General features: G+C 66.4%; 15 protein-coding genes and 1 pseudogene. 3 read left to right on the top strand and 13 right to left on the bottom strand.

The genetic code is table 11. The annotated features are described in order from the left end of the window. Positions 1-2 precede the first annotated feature (2 nt). From lpxA to rpsB, 13 genes are all read right to left on the bottom strand, one after another. Positions 3-791: an acyl-ACP--UDP-N-acetylglucosamine O-acyltransferase gene (gene lpxA / locus AC0KUR_RS23250; RefSeq protein ID WP_034188840.1), complete on the bottom strand. Its 789-nt coding sequence runs from the start codon at positions 789-791 to the stop codon at positions 3-5. 58 nt (positions 792-849) lie between these two features. Beyond that, positions 850-1,317 (bottom strand): 3-hydroxyacyl-ACP dehydratase FabZ, encoded by a 468-nt coding sequence (fabZ, locus tag AC0KUR_RS23245; RefSeq protein ID WP_006495559.1) that lies wholly within the window; start codon positions 1,315-1,317, stop codon positions 850-852. Between the two features lie 129 nt (positions 1,318-1,446). Then, positions 1,447-2,526, bottom strand: coding sequence for a UDP-3-O-(3-hydroxymyristoyl)glucosamine N-acyltransferase (gene lpxD, locus AC0KUR_RS23240; protein ID WP_034188841.1), 1,080 nt, complete (start codon positions 2,524-2,526; stop codon positions 1,447-1,449). Between the two features lie 16 nt (positions 2,527-2,542). Then, entirely contained in the window at positions 2,543-3,040 is a 498-nt protein-coding gene (locus AC0KUR_RS23235) for an OmpH/Skp family outer membrane protein (protein ID WP_034188842.1), read from the bottom strand. Positions 3,041-3,104: 64 nt separating this feature from the next. Beyond that, complete coding sequence (gene bamA / locus AC0KUR_RS23230) at positions 3,105-5,414, bottom strand: outer membrane protein assembly factor BamA (RefSeq protein WP_034188843.1); 2,310 nt, start codon at positions 5,412-5,414, stop codon at positions 3,105-3,107. Positions 5,415-5,475: 61 nt separating this feature from the next. Continuing rightward, positions 5,476-6,861, bottom strand: a complete 1,386-nt coding sequence (gene rseP, locus AC0KUR_RS23225; RefSeq protein WP_473376466.1) for an RIP metalloprotease RseP — start codon at positions 6,859-6,861, stop codon at positions 5,476-5,478. An 11-nt stretch (positions 6,862-6,872) separates the two neighbouring features. Continuing rightward, complete coding sequence (locus tag AC0KUR_RS23220; protein ID WP_049031464.1) at positions 6,873-8,069, bottom strand: 1-deoxy-D-xylulose-5-phosphate reductoisomerase; 1,197 nt, start codon at positions 8,067-8,069, stop codon at positions 6,873-6,875. A 15-nt stretch (positions 8,070-8,084) separates the two neighbouring features. Next, complete coding sequence (locus AC0KUR_RS23215; RefSeq protein WP_069706323.1) at positions 8,085-8,906, bottom strand: phosphatidate cytidylyltransferase; 822 nt, start codon at positions 8,904-8,906, stop codon at positions 8,085-8,087. Beyond that, a complete protein-coding gene (uppS, locus tag AC0KUR_RS23210) occupies positions 8,900-9,682 on the bottom strand; it encodes a polyprenyl diphosphate synthase (RefSeq protein ID WP_034188847.1) in 783 nt (260 codons plus the stop codon). Before uppS ends, AC0KUR_RS23215 begins: the two co-directional genes overlap by 7 nt. Before the next feature lie 49 nt (positions 9,683-9,731). Beyond that, positions 9,732-10,292: a ribosome recycling factor gene (gene frr / locus AC0KUR_RS23205; RefSeq protein ID WP_027787089.1), complete on the bottom strand. Its 561-nt coding sequence runs from the start codon at positions 10,290-10,292 to the stop codon at positions 9,732-9,734. Positions 10,293-10,383: 91 nt separating this feature from the next. Then, positions 10,384-11,097 (bottom strand): UMP kinase, encoded by a 714-nt coding sequence (gene pyrH / locus AC0KUR_RS23200; protein WP_011352459.1) that lies wholly within the window; start codon positions 11,095-11,097, stop codon positions 10,384-10,386. A 156-nt stretch (positions 11,098-11,253) separates the two neighbouring features. Continuing rightward, positions 11,254-12,135: a translation elongation factor Ts gene (gene tsf / locus AC0KUR_RS23195; protein WP_034188848.1), complete on the bottom strand. Its 882-nt coding sequence runs from the start codon at positions 12,133-12,135 to the stop codon at positions 11,254-11,256. Positions 12,136-12,297: 162 nt separating this feature from the next. Continuing rightward, entirely contained in the window at positions 12,298-13,038 is a 741-nt protein-coding gene (gene rpsB, locus AC0KUR_RS23190; RefSeq protein WP_006483818.1) for a 30S ribosomal protein S2, read from the bottom strand. Between the two features lie 377 nt (positions 13,039-13,415). Between rpsB and map the strand changes: the two genes are divergently transcribed. The 3 genes and pseudogenes from map to AC0KUR_RS23175 all read left to right on the top strand — a co-directional run. Beyond that, a complete protein-coding gene (gene map, locus AC0KUR_RS23185; protein WP_021159103.1) occupies positions 13,416-14,231 on the top strand; it encodes a type I methionyl aminopeptidase in 816 nt (271 codons plus the stop codon). Between the two features lie 45 nt (positions 14,232-14,276). Next, entirely contained in the window at positions 14,277-16,853 is a 2,577-nt protein-coding gene (locus tag AC0KUR_RS23180; protein WP_034188850.1) for a [protein-PII] uridylyltransferase, read from the top strand. 16 nt (positions 16,854-16,869) lie between these two features. Then, positions 16,870-17,482, top strand: a pseudogene (locus AC0KUR_RS23175) (pseudouridine synthase); the annotation flags it as partial.

Here is a 17,482-nt window from a genome sequence, read left to right as displayed (position 1 = left end):
GCTTAGCGGATGATGCCGCGTTGCGACGCGTCGATGAAATCGACGAACGCCTTCACCGGCACGTCGCCGTCGCCGCCCGCCTCCGCCAGCTCGCGCAACTGCACCTTCGCTTCCTCGAACGACAGGCCGCTCTTGTAGAGCACGCGGTACGCGCTGCGCAGCGCCGAGATCGCATCGGGCGAGAAGCCGCGCCGGCGCAGCCCCTCGACGTTGATCCCGTGCGGTTCGGCCTTGTTGCCGGCCGCGATCACGAACGGCGGGATGTCCTGCACGAGCGCCGATGCGCCGCCCAGCATCGAGTGCGCGCCGATGCGCACGAACTGGTGGACGCCCGACATGCCGCCGACGATCGCCCAGTCGCCGATCTCGACGTGGCCGGCCATCTGCGCGTTGCTCGACAGGATCACGTGGTTGCCGACGCGGCAGTCATGGCCGATGTGCACGTAGGCCATGATCCAGTTGTCGTCGCCGAGCGTCGTCACGCCGAGGTCCTGCACGGTACCCGTGTGGATCGTCGTGAACTCGCGGATCGTGTTGCGGTTGCCGATCACGAGCTTCGTGGGCTCGTCCTTGTACTTCATGTCCTGCGGACGGCCGCCGACCGACGCGTAATGGCCGATGCGGTTGTCTTCGCCGAGCGTCGTATGGCCTTCGATCACGCTGTGCGAGCCGATCGTCGTGCGCGCGCCGATCGTGACGTGCGGACCGACGATCGCGTACGGGCCGATCTCGACCGATTCGTCGATCTGCGCGCCCGGCTCGACGATCGCGGTGGGATGAATCCTGGTCATGCGCCGTTGCCTCTCGATGTGATGTGTCGCGTTGCGTTGCCCATGCGTGCCGCGTCGCTCAGGGCGCCGCGTCGGCCGTCTTGACCGTGCACATCAGTTCGGCTTCCGCCGCCACCTTGCCGTCCACTTCCGCCACCGCCTTGAACTTCCAGATGCCGCGGATGTAGCGTTCGAACGTCACGTTCAGAATCAGTTGATCGCCCGGCTCGACCACGCGCTTGAACCGCGCGCCGTCGATGCCGACGAAGTAGTACAGCGTGTTCTCCGGATCCTTCGGCTGCTCTTCCGCGAAGGTCAGCAACGCAGCCGCCTGCGCGAGCGCCTCGAGGATCAGCACGCCCGGCATCACCGGCCGCTTCGGGAAATGCCCCTGGAAAAACGGCTCGTTGATCGACACGTTCTTCAGCGCTTTGATCCCTTTGTGCGGTTCGAGTTCGAGCACGCGGTCGACGAGCAGAATCGGGTAGCGATGCGGCAGCAGCGTGAGGATCTTGTGGATGTCGAGATTGATTTTTTCAGTGCTCATGATGGTTCGTCTCACGCAGAGGCTGCGCGGTGGTGATGCAAAGGCTGAAGCGGGCCGCCGCGCGGCCCAGTCTGGCAAACCGGGCCGGTTGCGCTGGCCGTGCCCGGTTGGTGGTCTCGCATGATGCGCTCAGGCGCCCGTGCCGCCCTGGGCGGCGAGCGCGGCTTCGAGCGCCTTGATGCGCTCGCGCAGCTTGTCGAGGTTGCGCACGAGTGCGGCGCTCTTGTTCCATTCGCCGTGATCGACGGCCGGGAACGCGCTGGTATAGATGCCGGCCTTCGGCAGCGACTTCGATACGCCCGAGTTCGCGGTGATGATGACATAGTCGCCGAGCGTCACGTGGCCGGCGATCCCGGCCGCGCCGCCGATCATGCAGTGGCGGCCGATCGTCGTGCTGCCCGCGATGCCCGCCTTGCCGGCGATCACCGTGTACGCGCCGATCCGGCAGTTGTGGGCGATCTGCACCTGGTTGTCGATCTTCACGCATTCGTCGATGACGGTATCCGCCATCGCACCGCGGTCGATCGTCGTGTTCGCGCCGATTTCGACGTCCGGGCCGATCGTCACGCCGCCGACCTGCGGGATCTTGACCCAGCTGCCGGTGCGCGCATCGCCGTCGCCGACGAAATCCGGCGCGAAGCCGAAACCGTCGGAGCCGATCACGGCGCCCGCATGGACGATCGCGCGCGGGCCGATCTTGCAGCCGTGGTACACCGATGCGTTCGGATAGAAGTGCGAGCCGGCGCCGATCGTCGTGCCGCGGCCGACGAAGACGTTCGCGTCGAGTTGCACGCCGTCCTCGATCACCGCACCGGCCTCGACCGTCACGTGCGGGCCGATCACCGCGCTCGCGGCGACCTTCGCGGCCGGATCGATCGTCGCGCTCGGATGCACGCCGGCGGCGCGCTGCGGCGTGGCCAGGTCGATGAACATCTGCGCGACGCGCGCGAAGTACGCGTACGGATTGGGCGTCACGATGAAGTTGCGGCCGCCGGCCGCCGCGCCCAGCTTTTCGAGATCCTTCGGTGCGATCAGCACCGCGCCCGCGCGGGTCGACTCGACCTGCGACAGGTACTTCGGGTTCGCGAGGAACGCGAGCTGCTGCGGGCCGGCCTGGTCGAGCGGCGCGAGCCCGCCCACCTTGCACTGTGCGTCGCCGGCGATCTCGCCGCCGAACCGCTTTACGAGTTCCTCAAGCGTCAATGCCATTCGTCGTCTGCTCCGTTCAGTTCGCCGAGCCGGACGCGAGCGCCTTGAGCACCTTGTCGGTGATGTCGATGCGCGGGCTGACGTACACGGCTTCCTGCACGATCAGGTCGTAATTCTGCTGCTCGGCGATCTGCTTGATGACCTTGTTCGCCCGCTCCAGCACGGCCGCCAGCTCCTCGTTGCGACGCTGGTTCAGGTCCTCGCGGAACTCGCGCTGCTTGCGCTGGAAGTCGGTATCGAGCTGGGCGAGGTCGCGCTGCTTCTGCGCGCGGTCGGCCGCCGACAGCGACGTGCCGTTCTTGTCCAGCGAGTCGGACATCGACTTCAGGCGTGCGGCCAGGTCCTGCAGATCCTTGTCGCGCTTCGCGAACTCGGCTTCGAGCTTCGTCTGCGCCGCCTTCGCGGGCGCCGACTCGCGCAGGATCCGATCCGAATTGACCGCCGCGATGCGGGCGACGTCCTGTGCGTGCACCGTTGCCGCGCCCAGGGCCAGCGCAACGGTCAGCGCGCACATCACTCGTTTCGAAAACTTACCGGTTAGCAAAATTACCCTCTCGTTGCTGTTGTCATGCGTTCGGTCAGAACGCCGTCCCGATCTGGAACTGGAATTTCTGGTACTGGTCGCCTTCGTGCTTCTGCAGCGGGAAGCCGAGGCTCAGCTTCAGCGGGCCGATCGGCGAGATCCACGCGAGACCCACACCGTAGCCGTAGCGCAGGCCGTTCGCGCCCGTACTCGTGCCGCCCGGCGCGTTGCCCCACACGTTACCGCCGTCGAGGAACGTGAACACGCGCAGCGTGCGGTCGTAGCCCGTGCCCGGCAGCGGGAACGTCAGTTCGATGTTGCCGACGACCATCTTCGAACCGCCGATCGGGTCGTTCGTCTTCGTGTCGCGCGGGCCCAGCGAGCTCGGCTCGTAGCCACGCACGGAGCCGATACCGCCCGCGTAGTAGTTCTTGAAGATCGGGTACGGGTTGCCGATACCGTTACCGTAGCCGCCTTGCAGGTTCAGGCCCAGGATGAAGCCGCGCGAGAACGAATAGTAGTACTGCGCCTGCAGGTCGGCCTTGTAGTACTGGATCTTGCCGACCGGCACGCCGTACTCCATGTTCGCCTGCGTGAAGTAGCCGCGGCTCGGAATCAGCGCGCTGTCGCGCGCGTCGCGCGACCATGCCACCGTCAGCGGCACCGTGTTCGACACGCGGCCGAACTGGTTCACGTAATCCTGGTAGCTCTGCGGCGTGTTCGAATCGACGTCGAGGCGGTTCTGCTCGAAGCCCGCGCCGAAGTAGACGGTGTCGACTTCCGAGAACGGGATGCCGAACTTCAGGTTGCCGCCCGCGCTGATGATCCGGAAGCTCGAGCTGGTCGAATAGTAGAGCGGCTGGTACGTGCGGTAGTAGACGTCCGTGATCCGCTTGATGCCGTCGACCGTGAAGTACGGGTCGACCTGCGTGACGGTCAGCGTCCGGTAGCTCTTCGCGGTGTTGACGTTCACCGACAGGCTGGTACCCGAACCGAACACGTTGTCCTGCGACACGCCGGCCGACAGCACGACCTTGTCCGTCGACGAGAAGCCGGCGCCCAGCGTGATCGCGCCGGTCGGCTTTTCGTCGACCTTCACGTTCACGTCGACCTGGTCGTTCGTGCCTTCGACCGGCACCGTCGTCACGTCGACGTTGGTGAAGTAGCCGAGACGGTTCACGCGGTCCTTCGACAGCGCGAGGCGGTTCGAATCGAACCACGAGCTTTCGAGCTGGCGCATTTCGCGACGCACCACTTCGTCGCGCGTGCGCGTGTTGCCGACCACGTTGATGCGGCGCACGTACACGCGGCGGCTCGGATCGACGACGAGGTTCAGGTTCACCTTGTGGTTCGCCTGGTCGATGTCCGGCTGCGCGTTGACGGTCGCGAATGCGTAACCGTATTCACCGAGCTTGTCGACGATCGACTTGGTGGTCTGCTGCAGCTTTTCGGCCGAGAAGCGATCGCCCGGCTTGATCTTGATCAGCTTGTTGAGTTCGGCTTCGCGATCGAGCAGGTTGCCCGACAGCTTGATGCCCGACACCGTATACGGCTCGCCTTCGTGCAGCGTGACCGTCAGGTACATGTCCTTCTTGTCGGGCGAGATCGACACCTGGGTCGACTCGATGTTGAACTCGAGGTAGCCGCGGTTCAGGTAGTACGAGCGTACGGCCTCGAGGTCGCCCGTGAGCTTTTCCTTCGAGTACAGGTCGTTCTTCGTGTACCAGGAGAACCAGTTCGGCGTCGACAGCTGCATCTCGTCGCGCAGCGTGCTGGTGCTGAACGCCTTGTTGCCGATGAAGTTGATCTGGCGGATCTTCGCGCTCGGGCCTTCGGCCACCGCGAACAGGATCGACACGCGGTTCGCGTCGACCGGCGTGATCGTCGTCTTGACTTCGGCCGCATAGAAGCCGCGCGTCAGGTACTGGCGCTTGAGCTCCTGCTCGGCCTTGTCGACGAGCGCCTTGTCGTAGTAGCGGCCGTCGGCGAGACCGACCGCGCGCAGCGCCTTCGTCAGGTTGTCCTTGTCGAATTCCTTCGTGCCGGTGAAGTCGATCGACGCGATGGCCGGACGCTCCTGCACCTGCACGATGACGACGTTGCCTTGCGTGGCGATGCGCACGTCGTTGAAAAAGCCCGTCGCGTACAACGCGCGGATTGCTTCGGATGCCTTGTCGTCCGTGAAGGTATCGCCCTGCTTGATCGGCAGATAGGCGAACACCGAACCCGCTTCGACGCGCTGCAGCCCCTCGATCTTGATGTCTTGCACCACGAACGGTGCCGCTGCATGCGCCGCGAGGCCGTGAGCGGCGAGCGCGGCCGCTGCAACTGTCTTAGGTACAAAGCGATGAGGTTTGAACAACATGCATCCCCAATATTTAGCTGCATCAAATCGGGCGACTGCCGAGCGGCGGCCGCCTGACGCTTCAGAAATGGATTAACCGAGCCAGATCGTTGAACAGCGCGATCGCCGACAATGCGACGATGCAGATCAACCCGGCTCTTTGCAGAATCAGCTGCCAGCGCTCCGAGACGGCTTTCCCGGTCGCGGCTTCAACCGCATAATATAACAGATGCCCCCCGTCCAAAACGGGAATCGGCAACAAGTTCAGGACGCCAAGGCTAATGCTGACAAGGGCGAGGAACGACAGGAACGCCGACGGTCCGAGCCGCGCGCTCTTGCCCGCGTAGTCGGCGATCGTCACCGGGCCGGACAGGTTCTTCAGCGACGCGTTGCCCGTGATCATGCGCCCGAACATCTTCAGCGAATACACGGAGATGTCCCACGTGCGGTGCGCGCCGAGCCGCAGGCTCTCGATCGGCCCGTAGCGCACGTCGACGGACGGCGCGTGCATCGACAGCGCCGCGCCGATCCGGCCGACCTGCTGCCCCGATTCGTCGTCGCGCTGCATCTGCGGCACGATCGACACCGTCTGCGCGGCGCCGTTGCGCTCGATCCGCAGGTCGAGCGCCTGCCCCGCATGGTGCTTCACCGAATCGATGAAACGCGTCGCGCCGCCGATCGGCTTGCCGTCGAGCGCCACCAGCGTGTCGCCGGCCTTCAGGCCCGCCTGCTCCGCCGCGCTGCCCGGCTGCACGGACGCGACCGACAGCGTGCCGCCGCCGGTCTCGAAGCCCAGATGGGCCATGAAATCGTCGTCGAGCTGACTGTCGGGAACCTGCCGGAGGTCGACGCGGAAATCGAACGTCGTGTTGCCGTCGCGTGCGCCGAGCACGATCTCGCGGTGATCGAACGCGGCCGACAGCAGCTTCCAGCGCAGGTCCGACCACGACCGCACCGGCTCGGACTCGCCGCCCTGCGCGTCGCCGGTGCGCGCGTCGCGGATCGACACGACCGTCTCGCCGCCGTCGAAGCCCGCACGGGCCGCCACCGTTCCGGCGGCCGGCGGCGCGACGACCGCGGCCGGCTCGGTCACGCCGGTGGCAAACACGATCGAGAACAGCGCGATTGCCAACAGGAAGTTCGCAATCGGGCCGGCCGCGACGATCGCGATCCGCTTGTAGACGGACTGCCGGTTGAACGCCTGCCCGAGTTCGTCGGGCCGGATGCCGGGGCCCGGATCGCGCTCGTCGAGCATCTTCACGTAGCCGCCAAGCGGCAGCGCGGACAGCGTCCACTCGGTGCCCGTGCGGCGGCTGACCCAGCGTGCGAGGGGCTGGCCGAAGCCGATGGAGAATCGCAGGACCTTCACGCCGCACCAGCGCGCGACACGATAGTGCCCGTACTCATGCACGACGACCAGTACCCCGATCGCCACCGCAAACGCGACCAGTTCGACCAGCACGTTCATGAGCACTCCATTCAGACGGTACGCTCCACGCGTGGCGCAGGCGCTTTTGCAATGATTTCGGCGGCGAGGCGGCGTGCCTCGGCGTCCGCCGCCAGGACGTCGTCGAGCCCGTCGGGCGCACGGTTCGGCAGCGCGTTGAGCACCGCGTCGACCGTCGCCGCGATCGCCATGAAGCCGATCCGGCGCTCGAGAAATGCTTCGACCGCAACCTCGTTCGCCGCGTTCAATGCGGCGCTCGCGATGCCGCCTTCCTCGAGCGCCTTCAGCGCGAGCGCGAGGCACGGGAAGCGCGCGTAATCGGGCTTCTCGAACGACAGCTGCGCGATCTGCGCGAGGTCGAGCGGGCCGACGCCCGCGTCGACGCGCTCGGGGAACGCGAGCGCGTGCGCGATCGGCGTGCGCATGTCGGGGTTGCCGAGCTGCGCGAGCACCGAACCGTCACGGTACGACACGAGCGAATGGATCACGCTCTGCGGATGGATCAGCACGTCGATGCGATCGCCCGGCAACCCGAAGATCCAGTGCGCCTCGATCACCTCGAGGCCCTTGTTCATCATCGTCGCCGAATCGACCGAGATCTTGCGGCCCATCACCCAGTTCGGATGCTTGCACGCCTCGTCCGGCGTCACGTCGGCGAGCGTGGCCGGTTCGCGCGTGCGGAACGGGCCGCCCGACGCGGTCAGGATGATCTTCGAGATCCCGCCGTGCTCGGCCGCGTCGCGCGGCATGCACTGGAAGATCGCGTTGTGTTCGCTGTCGACCGGCAGCAGGATCGCGCCATGATCGCGTACGGCGTCCATGAAGATCGCGCCCGACATCACGAGCGATTCCTTGTTCGCGAGCAGGATCCGCTTGCCGGCGCGCGCGGCCGCGAGGCTCGGCGCGAGGCCGGCCGCGCCGACGATCGCCGCGACCACCGTATCGCAGCCGTCGCTCTTCGACACGTCGACGAGCGCCTGCGGGCCGTACAGCACGGTCGTCTTGCTGCCCGCCGCGCGCAGCTTCGCCTCGACGTGCGCGGCCGTCGCGGCATCGCCGACCACCGCCACTTCGGGCGCGAAGCGCAGACACTGCTCGACGAGCTTGTCGCCGTTGCGGTGCGCGGTCAGCGCGTAGACCGAGAAGCGTTCGGGATGGCGCGCGACCACGTCGAGCGTGCTGTCTCCGATCGAGCCCGTGGAACCGAGCAATGTCAGACGTTTTTGCATAAAAGAATGAATGGTTTAACCAAGCAGCAGCATCGCGAGCGGCAGCACCGGCAGCAGCGCGTCGACCCGGTCGAGCACGCCGCCATGGCCCGGCAGCAGTCCGCTCGAATCCTTCACGCCCGCCTGCCGCTTCAACAGTGACTCGAACAGGTCGCCGATCACGCTGTACACGACCAGTAGCGTCAGCGCGGCCCACGCGCCGGGCATCCCGTAGCGGGCGGCAAATGCGGAAAACAGGGTCGGCTCGAACGCATGCGCGGCCATCGCGACACCGGCGACGATCATCACGGCCAGCCAGCCGCCGATCGCGCCTTCCCAGCTCTTGCCGGGGCTGATCGTCACGGCCAGTTTACGCTTTCCGAAGGCCTTGCCCGCGAAGTATGCGCCGATATCGGCCAGCCAGACGACCAGCAGCAGCGACAGCACGAACGGCACGCCTTGCGCGCGTGCCGCGACAAGCGCATGCCAGCAGGCCGCGAACACGATCAGGCCGGCGGCGAGCAGGAACGGCCGCCAGACGCCGCCCGCGAGTTCGGGCTTGCGCCGCAGCGCGAACGGGCCGACCAGCAGCCAGAACACGCCGGCTGCCATGAAAAGGGGACGGGATCCGGCCGCGTCGATGCCGAGCGGCGTGGTGGCCGCCAGCGCAAGCGCCGCGACGACTGCATAGACGACGGAGCCGGCGCCGCCGAGTTTCAGCAGGCGCGCCCACTCCCACGCGGCGAACACGAGCACGGCGCCGATCAGCGCGCCGAACGCCGTGAGCGGCGCGAACAGCGTCACCGGCAGCAGCACTGCCAGCATCACGATCGCCGTGATCACACGGGTTTTCAGCATGAAAGGGAGTCGGCGTTCTGCGATTGCGGTTCGAGCTGCGCACTCGTGCGCCCGAAACGGCGCTCGCGCTCGGTATACGACGCCAACGCGTCGGCCAGGGCCGCGCCGTCGAAATCCGGCCAGTATTTGTCGGTGAAATAGAACTCGGCGTACGCGAGCTGCCACAGCAGGAAGTTGCTGACGCGCTGCTCGCCGCCCGTACGGATGAAGAGGTCGGGCTCCGGCGCATAGGCCATCGCCAGGTGCGGCGCGAATGCGTCCTCGGTCACCTCGACCTCGCGCCCCTCGCGCACGGCCTGCTCGACGAGCTTCTTCGTCGCCTGCAGGATGTCCCACCGGCCGCCGTAGTTGGCCGCGATGGTGAGCGTCAGGCGCGTATTGCGCGCCGTCTTGGTTTCGGCGCGGCGGATCAGCTCGCGGATGCGCGGCTCGAAACGGTCGAGATCGCCGACGACACGCAGGCGGATCCCGTTTGCATGCAGCTTGCCGACCTCGCGCTCGAGCGCGGTGATGAACAGCCGCATCAGGAACGACACTTCGTCGTTCGGCCGGCGCCAGTTTTCGGAACTGAACGCGAACAGCGTCAGGTATTCGACACCGGCGCGCGCGCAACCTTCGACCACTGCCCGTACGGCATCGACGCCGCGGGTGTGCCCCGCGACGCGCGGCAAGCGGCGTTCGGTCGCCCAACGGCCATTGCCGTCCATGATGATCGCGATGTGACGCGGCACGACGCCGACGTCAGGCACGCGAACGGTAGAGCTGGTATAGGTCATGGCCGTTGAGACAGTAATGCGGGAGGAAGGCGGCGCGCGAGGACGGTCGTCAGACCGTCATGATCTCGGCTTCCTTGGTCTGCACGAGCTTGTCGATTTCGGCGACGTGCTTGTCGGTCAGCTTCTGCACGTCGTCGCTCGCACGGCGCTCGTCGTCTTCCGAGATTTCCTTGTCCTTCACGAGCTTCTTGAGCGCTTCGTTCGCGTCGCGGCGCAGGTTGCGGATCGCGACCTTGGCCGTCTCGCCTTCGCCCTTCACGACCTTGGTCAGCTCGCGGCGGCGCTCTTCCGTCAGCGCGGGCATCGGCACGCGGATCAGGTCGCCGGCCGTTGCCGGGTTCAGGCCCAGGTCGGCTTCGCGGATGGCCTTCTCGACCTTCGCGACCATGTTCTTTTCCCACGGCTGCACGCCGATCGTGCGCGCGTCGACGAGCGTCAGGTTCGCGACCTGCGAGATCGGCACCATCGAGCCGTAGTAGTCGACCTGCACGTGATCGAGCAGACCGGTGTGTGCACGGCCCGTACGGATCTTGGCCAGATCGTTCTTGAACGCTTCGATCGAGCGCTGCATCTTTTGCTCGACGCCCTTCTTGGTATCAGCGACACTCATTTCAACCTCCGAACCTTCAAACCTTCAAAGAACGCGGGCCCCGCCCGGCGCAGGAGATACGCCGCGGCCGATGACCCGCATCCGCGGGAGTTTACACGTGGACGAGCGTACCTTCGTCCTCGCCCAGCACGATGCGCTTGAGCGCGCCCGGCTTGTTGATCGAAAACACGCGAATCGGCAGCTTCTGGTCGCGGCACAGCGCAAAGGCCGTCGCGTCCATCACCTGCAGGTTGCGGCTGATCGCCTCGTCGAAAGTGATCGTCGTGTAGCGCGTAGCCGACGGATCCTTCTTCGGATCGGCAGAATATACGCCATCGACCTTGGTTGCCTTCAGCACGACCTCGGCACCCACTTCCGACCCGCGCAGCGCGGCGGCGGTATCCGTCGTGAAGAACGGGTTGCCGGTACCGGCCGCGAAGATCACGACGCGGCCTTCCTCGAGCTGGCGGATCGCGCGGGGCCGGATGTACGGCTCGACGACCTGGTCCATGCGCAGCGCGGACTGCACGCGCGCCTCGATGCCGGCGTGGCGCATCGCGTCCTGCAGCGCCAGCGCGTTCATCATCGTCGCGAGCATCCCCATGTAGTCGGCCGTCGCGCGGTCCATGCCGGCCGCGCCGCCCGCGACACCGCGGAAAATATTACCGCCACCGATCACGACCGCGAGCTGCGTACCGAGACGCACGACTTCGGCGATATCGGCCACCATCCGTTCGATCGTCGCGCGATTGATGCCGAAGGCATCGTCGCCCATCAGCGCTTCGCCGGAGAGTTTGAGGAGGACGCGTTTATAGGCATTGGACATAGGGGCTTCCGAGCGACGAGAGGATGACAACCACGAACTGTAGGGGCGAAATACTGATTCGGGCAAGCGCCGCCGACCGGACCGGGGTTCCCGGCCGGCCGGCGGCGGCGCCGGCCGCGGCGGAGCGGACGCCCGCCGCGGATACTGCCTGACTGCTTACTGCTGCTTTGCTGCTGCGACTTGCGCGGCCACTTCGGCGGCGAAGTCGTCCTGGCGCTTCTCGATGCCCTCGCCGACGACGAACAGCGCGAACTTCTGCACGGCGGCATTGGCTGCCTTCAGCATCTGCTCGATCGTCTGCTTGTCGTTCTTCACGAACGTCTGGTTCAGCAGCGACACTTCCTTCAGGTACTTCTGGACGCTACCGTCGACCATCTTCGCGACGATTTCGGCCGGCTTGCCCGATTCGGCAGCCTTCTGCTCGGCCACGCGGCGTTCCGTTTCGATCAGTTCCGCCGGCACGTCGGCCGACGACAGCGCGACCGGCTTCATGGCCGCGATGTGCATCGCGACGTCCTTGCCGACCTGCTCTTCCGCGCCCGTGTACTCGACGATCACGCCGATCCGCGCGCCGTGCAGGTAGGTGGCGATCTTGTTCGCGGTTTCGAAACGGACGAAACGGCGGATCGACACGTTCTCGCCGATCTTGCCGATCAGTGCCAGACGCACCGCGTCGACCGTCGAACCGTCGAGCGGCAGCGCCGACAGCGCAGCCACGTCGGCCGGGTTTTGCGTCGCGACGAGCTCCGCCACCGTCTTCGAGAATGCGAGGAAGTCGTCGTTCTTCGCGACGAAGTCGGTTTCGCAGTTCAGTTCGACCAGCGCGCCTGCGTTGCCGCCGACGAACGATGCGACGACGCCTTCGGCCGTCACGCGCGATGCCGCCTTGCTCGCCTTGTTGCCGAGCTTGACGCGCAGCAGCTCTTCAGCCTTGGCCAGGTCGCCGTCGGCTTCCGTCAGCGCCTTCTTGCACTCCATCATCGGTGCGTCGGTCTTCGCGCGCAGTTCTGCCACCATGCTTGCGGTAATTGCCGCCATCATTCGCTCCTTGAGTCTGTATTCACAACGCCGCCCGCTTGGACGCGAACGGCCGAGATTCGTTTCCGGACCCGCGCCGATTCGGCGCGATCAGGTCCGGCGCACAAGCTTAAAAAAAGGGGGCCTGTTGAGAGCCCCCTTTTTGCGCCGGCTCGGGGCCAGTTACGCGTTTTCCTCGACGTACTCGTCGTCGCCGCGTGCGGCCTGGACCACTTCGTTGACCGCGTTCGCACGGCCTTCGAGGATCGCGTCGGCCACGCCTTCGGCGTACAGCGCGACTGCCTTGCTCGAGTCGTCGTTACCCGGGATCACGTAGTCCACACCTTCCGGCGAGTGGTTCGTATCGACCACGGCGATGACCGGCACGCCCAGCTTGTTCGCTTCCGTGACGGCAATCTTGTGGTAGCCGACGTCGACGACGAAGATGGCGTCCGGAATGCCGCCCATGTCCTTCACGCCGCCGATCGACTTCTGCAGCTTGGCGATTTCGCGTTCGAACAGCAGCGCTTCCTTCTTGCTCATCTTCTCGAGCTCGCCCGCCTCGACTGCCGCTTCCATGTCCTTCAGGCGCTTGATCGATACCTTCAGCGTCTTGAAGTTGGTCATCATGCCGCCGAGCCAGCGTGCGTTGACGTACGGCATGCCTGCGCGCTGCGCTTCCTGGGCGATCGTGTCACGCGATTGACGCTTCGTGCCGACGAACAGGATCGTGCCGCGGTTCGCTGCCAGCTGGCGCACGTACTTCTGTGCGTCCGTGAACATCGGCAGCGTCTTTTCGAGGTTGATGATGTGAATCTTGTTGCGGTGACCGAAAATGAACGGAGCCATCTTCGGGTTCCAGAAGCGCGTCTGGTGACCGAAGTGGACACCCGCTTCCAGCATTTGGCGCATCGTAACTGCCATGTAAATTCTCCACGAGGGTTGGGTCTTAAGCCGGCCGCCGTACCGCCGCGCGAACCCGCCCCGAAGGGCGCGAATTCCGCGCGGCCGGCACCCTGGTTGCGCCGGCTTGCGATTCGGCACGTGCAAAACGCCCGCGCCGCAAGCCTTTCATCGCCATGCCGCCCCAAAATGAGGCAAGTTCGGCATTTGGACATCGACTTAGCCAAAGAGTATAGCACGCCGAGTTGTCCGCCCTCAAGTCGCCCGACACTTTCGCTGCCGCGCGCCAGCCGGCCGGACAATCCGCGAAAACCCGCATCCGCGCGGCCGGCAGGGGCTGCGAGGGCAGCCATAAGGTGCGATAATCCGTCAATTCACCGCATTCCAGGCATACCTCGATGGCTATTACGCTCAAAAACGAACACGATATCGCGGAGATGCGCGTCGCCTGCCGTCTCGCGAGCGAAGTGCTCGATTTCATCACGCCGCACGTCGTCGCGGGCATCACGACCGCCGAACTCGACCGTCTCTGCCACGAGTTCATGCTCAACGAACAGGGCACGATCCCCGCGCCGCTGAACTACCAGCCGCCCGGCTATCCGCCGTACCCGAAGGCCACCTGCATTTCGGTCAACGACGTGATCTGTCACGGCATTCCCGGCGAGAAGGTGATCAAGAACGGCGATGCGCTGAACATCGACATCACCGTGATCAAGAACGGCTACTTCGGCGACACCAGCCGGATGTTCATCGTCGGCGAAGGTTCGATCCTCGCGAAGCGCCTCGTGCAGACCACCTACGAGTGCATGTGGCTCGGCATCGACCAGGTCAAGCCCGGCGCGCACCTCGGCGACATCGGCTACGCGATCCAGAAGCACGCGGAAGCGCAGGGCTACAGCGTCGTGCGCGAATACTGCGGCCACGGCATCGGCACGGTGTTCCACGAGGATCCGCAGGTCGTCCATTACGGCCGCCCGGGCACCGGCATCGAGCTGAAGGCCGGGATGATCTTCACGATCGAGCCGATGATCAACGCCGGCAAGCGCGACATCCGCACGATGCCCGACCAGTGGACGGTCAAGACGCGCGACCGCAGCCTGTCGGCGCAGTGGGAGCACACGGTGCTCGTCACCGAAACCGGCTACGAGGTGCTGACCGTGTCGGCCGGCACGCCGGCGCGCCCCGTGTTCGCGCAACCGGCTGCCGCGGTCTGAGCGCCGTCGCGCCCGCCCGCCCCGCCCGCACCTGAACGGCTGCCCATGAGCGCTCACGCCGCCCCCTCGCCCGACGCGCTGTCGCGGCGCGCCGAATTCAAGGCCGCCAAGACGGAGTTGCTCGAGCGTTTTCGCCACGCAACGACCGTGGCATCGCTGATGCACGCGCTGTCGAAACTCACCGACGATGCGCTCAAGCGCGTGTGGGACGACTGCGGGCTGCCCGCGACGCTCGCGCTCGTCGCCGTCGGCGGCTACGGGCGCGGCGAGCTCGCGCCCTATTCCGACGTCGATATCCTCGTGCTGCTGCCCGATGCGCACGACCCGGCGCTCGACGCGCGCATCGAGCGCTTCATCGGGATGGCGTGGGATCTCGGCCTCGAGATCGGCAGCAGCGTGCGCACGGTCGCGCAGTGCATCGAGGAGGCGTCGCAGGACGTCACGGTGCAGACCTCGCTGCTGGAGGCTCGCCGCATCGTCGGCAGCACCGCGCTGTTCGAGCGCTTCACGGTGCGCTACCACGAGGCGCTCGACGCCCGCGCGTTCTTCACCGCGAAGGTGCTCGAGATGCGCCAGCGCCACGCGAAGTTCCAGGACACGCCGTACAGTCTCGAGCCGAACGTGAAGGAAAGCCCCGGCGGGCTGCGCGACCTGCAGACGATCCTGTGGATCGCGCGCGCGGCGGGCTTCGGCAGCAGTTGGCGCGAACTCGACACGCGCGGCCTCATCACCGATCGCGAAGCACGCGAGCTGCGCCGCAACGAGGGCTTCCTGAAGACGCTGCGCGCGCGGCTGCACGTGATCGCCGGCCGCCGCCAGGACATGCTCGTGTTCGACCTTCAGACGCAGGCCGCCGAGAGCTTCGGCTACCAGCCGACGCAGACCAAGCGAGCGAGCGAGCAGCTGATGCGCCGCTACTACTGGGCCGCGAAGGCCGTCACGCAGCTCGCGACGATCCTGATCCAGAACATCGAGGCGCAGCTCTTCCCCGCGACGAGCGGCATCACGCGCGTGCTGTCGCCCGATCGCTTCGTCGAGAAGCAGGGGATGCTCGAGATCGTCGACGACGGCGTGTTCGAGCGTCATCCCGACGCGATCCTCGAAGCGTTCCTGCTGTACGAGACGACCCGCGGCGTGAAGGGCTTCTCCGCCCGCACGCTGCGCGCGCTGTACAACTCGCGCGAAATCATGAACAACGCGTGGCGCCGCGATCCGCAGAACCGCGACACGTTCATGCGGATCCTGCAGCAGCCCGAGGGCATCACGCACGCGTTCCGGCTGATGAACCAGACGAGCGTGCTCGGCCGCTATCTGCTGAACTTCCGCCGCATCGTCGGCCAGATGCAGCACGACCTGTACCACGTGTACACGGTCGACCAGCACATCCTGATGGTGTTGCGCAACATCCGCCGCTTCGCGGTGGCCGAGCATGCGCACGAATATCCGTTCTGCAGCCAGCTGATCGGCAACTTCGAGCGCCCGTGGGTGCTGTATGTCGCGGCGCTGTTCCACGACATCGCGAAGGGCCGCGGCGGCGACCATTCGACGCTCGGGATGGCCGATGCGCGGCGCTTCTGCCGCGAGCACGGCATCGCCGGCGACGACGCGTCGTTGATCGTGTGGCTCGTCCAGCATCACCTGACGATGAGCCAGGTCGCGCAGAAACAGGACACGAGCGACCCCGAGGTCATCAAGCGCTTTGCCGAAGTCGTCGGCAACGAACGCTACCTCACCGCGCTGTACCTGCTGACCGTCGCCGATATCCGCGGCACGAGCCCGAAGGTGTGGAACACGTGGAAGGGCAAGCTGCTCGAGGACCTGTACCGCATCACGCTCGCGGTGCTCGGCGGCGCGAACCCCGACGCGCACTCGGAGCTGAAGTCGCGGCAGGAACAGGCGCTCGCGCTGCTGCGCCTCGAGACCGTGCCCGACGACGCGCATCGCGCGCTGTGGGATCAGCTCGACGTCGGCTTCTTCCTGCGTCACGATGCGGCCGACATCGCGTGGCAGACGCGCGTGCTGTACCGGCACGTGAACGCCGAAACCGCGATCGTCCGCGCGCGGCCGTCGCCGATCGGCGACGCGCTGCAGGTGCTCGTTTACGTGAAGGATCGCCCCGACCTGTTCGCGGGCATCTGCGCGTATTTCGACCGCAACGGGCTGTCGGTGCTCGATGCACGCGTCAGCACGACGCGGCACGGTTATGCGCTCGACAACTTCATCGTCACGCAGACCGAACGCGACGTGCGTTACCGCGACATCGCGAATCTCGTCGAGCAGCAGCTCGCGACGCGGCTTGCCGAAACCGCCCCGCTGCCGGAGCCGTCCAAGGGCCGCCTGTCGAGGCTGTCGCGGACGTTTCCGATCACGCCGCGCGTCGACCTGCGGGCCGACGAGCGCGGCCAGTACTACATCCTGTCCGTGTCGGCCAACGACCGGCCGGGCCTTCTCTATTCGATCGCGCGCGTACTCGCCGAGCATCGGGTCGGCGTCCATGCGGCGCGGATCAATACGCTCGGCGAGCGCGTCGAAGACATCTTCCTGCTCGCGGGCGCCGGCCTGTCCGACAACCGCCTGCAGATCCAGCTCGAAACCGAATTGCTGCGTGCGATCGCAGTCTGAATGAATTCCAGCGTTTATGCGCACCAAACTAACCGTCAAGAATCCGAAGCCGGCGTCGCCGACCCGCGCCCCTGTCCGCTCCGGCAGCCTCGTCGCCCGCAAGGCGGTGCGTCCCGCCGCGCCGCCCGCGGGGGACAAGCCGGCCCGTCCGAAGAAGGCCGCCCCGGCCGCCGCTGGCGAACGCTCGTTCAAGCCGCGCGGTGCCGCCGGCGCCGAGCGCCCGGGCACGGATCGCGCACCGGCCAAGCGTGCGCCGCGTGACGGCGGTGCCGAACGCGGCACGCGCGCGCCTTATCGCGACAACGCCGCCGGCGAAGGTGCGAAGCGCAGCTTCGGCGACCGCCGCCCGTCGTCCGATCGTCCGCCGCGTCGTGACGACGATGCCCGCCCGCGCCGCGCGGGTGGCGACGACGATAAACGCCCGTCCTATCGCGACAAGGCTGCCGGCGAAGGTGCAAAACGCAGCTTCGGCGACCGCCGCACGTCGTCCGATCGTCCGCCGCGCCGCGATGACGATGCGCGCCCGCGCCGCGCGGGTGGCGACAACGACAAACGTCCGTCCTATCGCGACAAGGCTGCCGGCGAAGGTGCAAAGCGCAGCTTCGGCGACCGCCGCCCGTCGTCCGACC

The organism is Burkholderia sp. YHN3-13 (genome assembly GCF_055810675.1).
The sequence above is the reverse complement of the archived record's forward strand: the minus strand, read 5'-3'. Positions and strand labels throughout refer to the sequence as shown.

Excerpts from the sequence above, each read along its gene's own strand:
- pyrH (WP_011352459.1), bottom strand. The coding sequence starts at position 11,097 with ATGTCCAATGCCTATAAACGCGTCCTCCTCAAACTCTCCGGCGAAGCG.
- rpsB (WP_006483818.1), bottom strand. The coding sequence starts at position 13,038 with ATGGCAGTTACGATGCGCCAAATGCTGGAAGCGGGTGTCCACTTCGGT.
- map (WP_021159103.1), top strand. The coding sequence starts at position 13,416 with ATGGCTATTACGCTCAAAAACGAACACGATATCGCGGAGATGCGCGTC.
- AC0KUR_RS23215 (WP_069706323.1), bottom strand. The coding sequence starts at position 8,906 with ATGCTGAAAACCCGTGTGATCACGGCGATCGTGATGCTGGCAGTGCTG.
- frr (WP_027787089.1), bottom strand. The coding sequence starts at position 10,292 with ATGAGTGTCGCTGATACCAAGAAGGGCGTCGAGCAAAAGATGCAGCGC.
- AC0KUR_RS23180 (WP_034188850.1), top strand. The coding sequence starts at position 14,277 with ATGAGCGCTCACGCCGCCCCCTCGCCCGACGCGCTGTCGCGGCGCGCC.
- bamA (WP_034188843.1), bottom strand. The coding sequence starts at position 5,414 with ATGTTGTTCAAACCTCATCGCTTTGTACCTAAGACAGTTGCAGCGGCC.
- rseP (WP_473376466.1), bottom strand. The coding sequence starts at position 6,861 with ATGAACGTGCTGGTCGAACTGGTCGCGTTTGCGGTGGCGATCGGGGTA.
- AC0KUR_RS23220 (WP_049031464.1), bottom strand. The coding sequence starts at position 8,069 with ATGCAAAAACGTCTGACATTGCTCGGTTCCACGGGCTCGATCGGAGAC.
- uppS (WP_034188847.1), bottom strand. The coding sequence starts at position 9,682 with ATGACCTATACCAGCTCTACCGTTCGCGTGCCTGACGTCGGCGTCGTG.
- lpxA (WP_034188840.1), bottom strand. The coding sequence starts at position 791 with ATGACCAGGATTCATCCCACCGCGATCGTCGAGCCGGGCGCGCAGATC.
- lpxD (WP_034188841.1), bottom strand. The coding sequence starts at position 2,526 with ATGGCATTGACGCTTGAGGAACTCGTAAAGCGGTTCGGCGGCGAGATC.
- AC0KUR_RS23235 (WP_034188842.1), bottom strand. The coding sequence starts at position 3,040 with ATGTGCGCGCTGACCGTTGCGCTGGCCCTGGGCGCGGCAACGGTGCAC.
- fabZ (WP_006495559.1), bottom strand. The coding sequence starts at position 1,317 with ATGAGCACTGAAAAAATCAATCTCGACATCCACAAGATCCTCACGCTG.
- tsf (WP_034188848.1), bottom strand. The coding sequence starts at position 12,135 with ATGGCGGCAATTACCGCAAGCATGGTGGCAGAACTGCGCGCGAAGACC.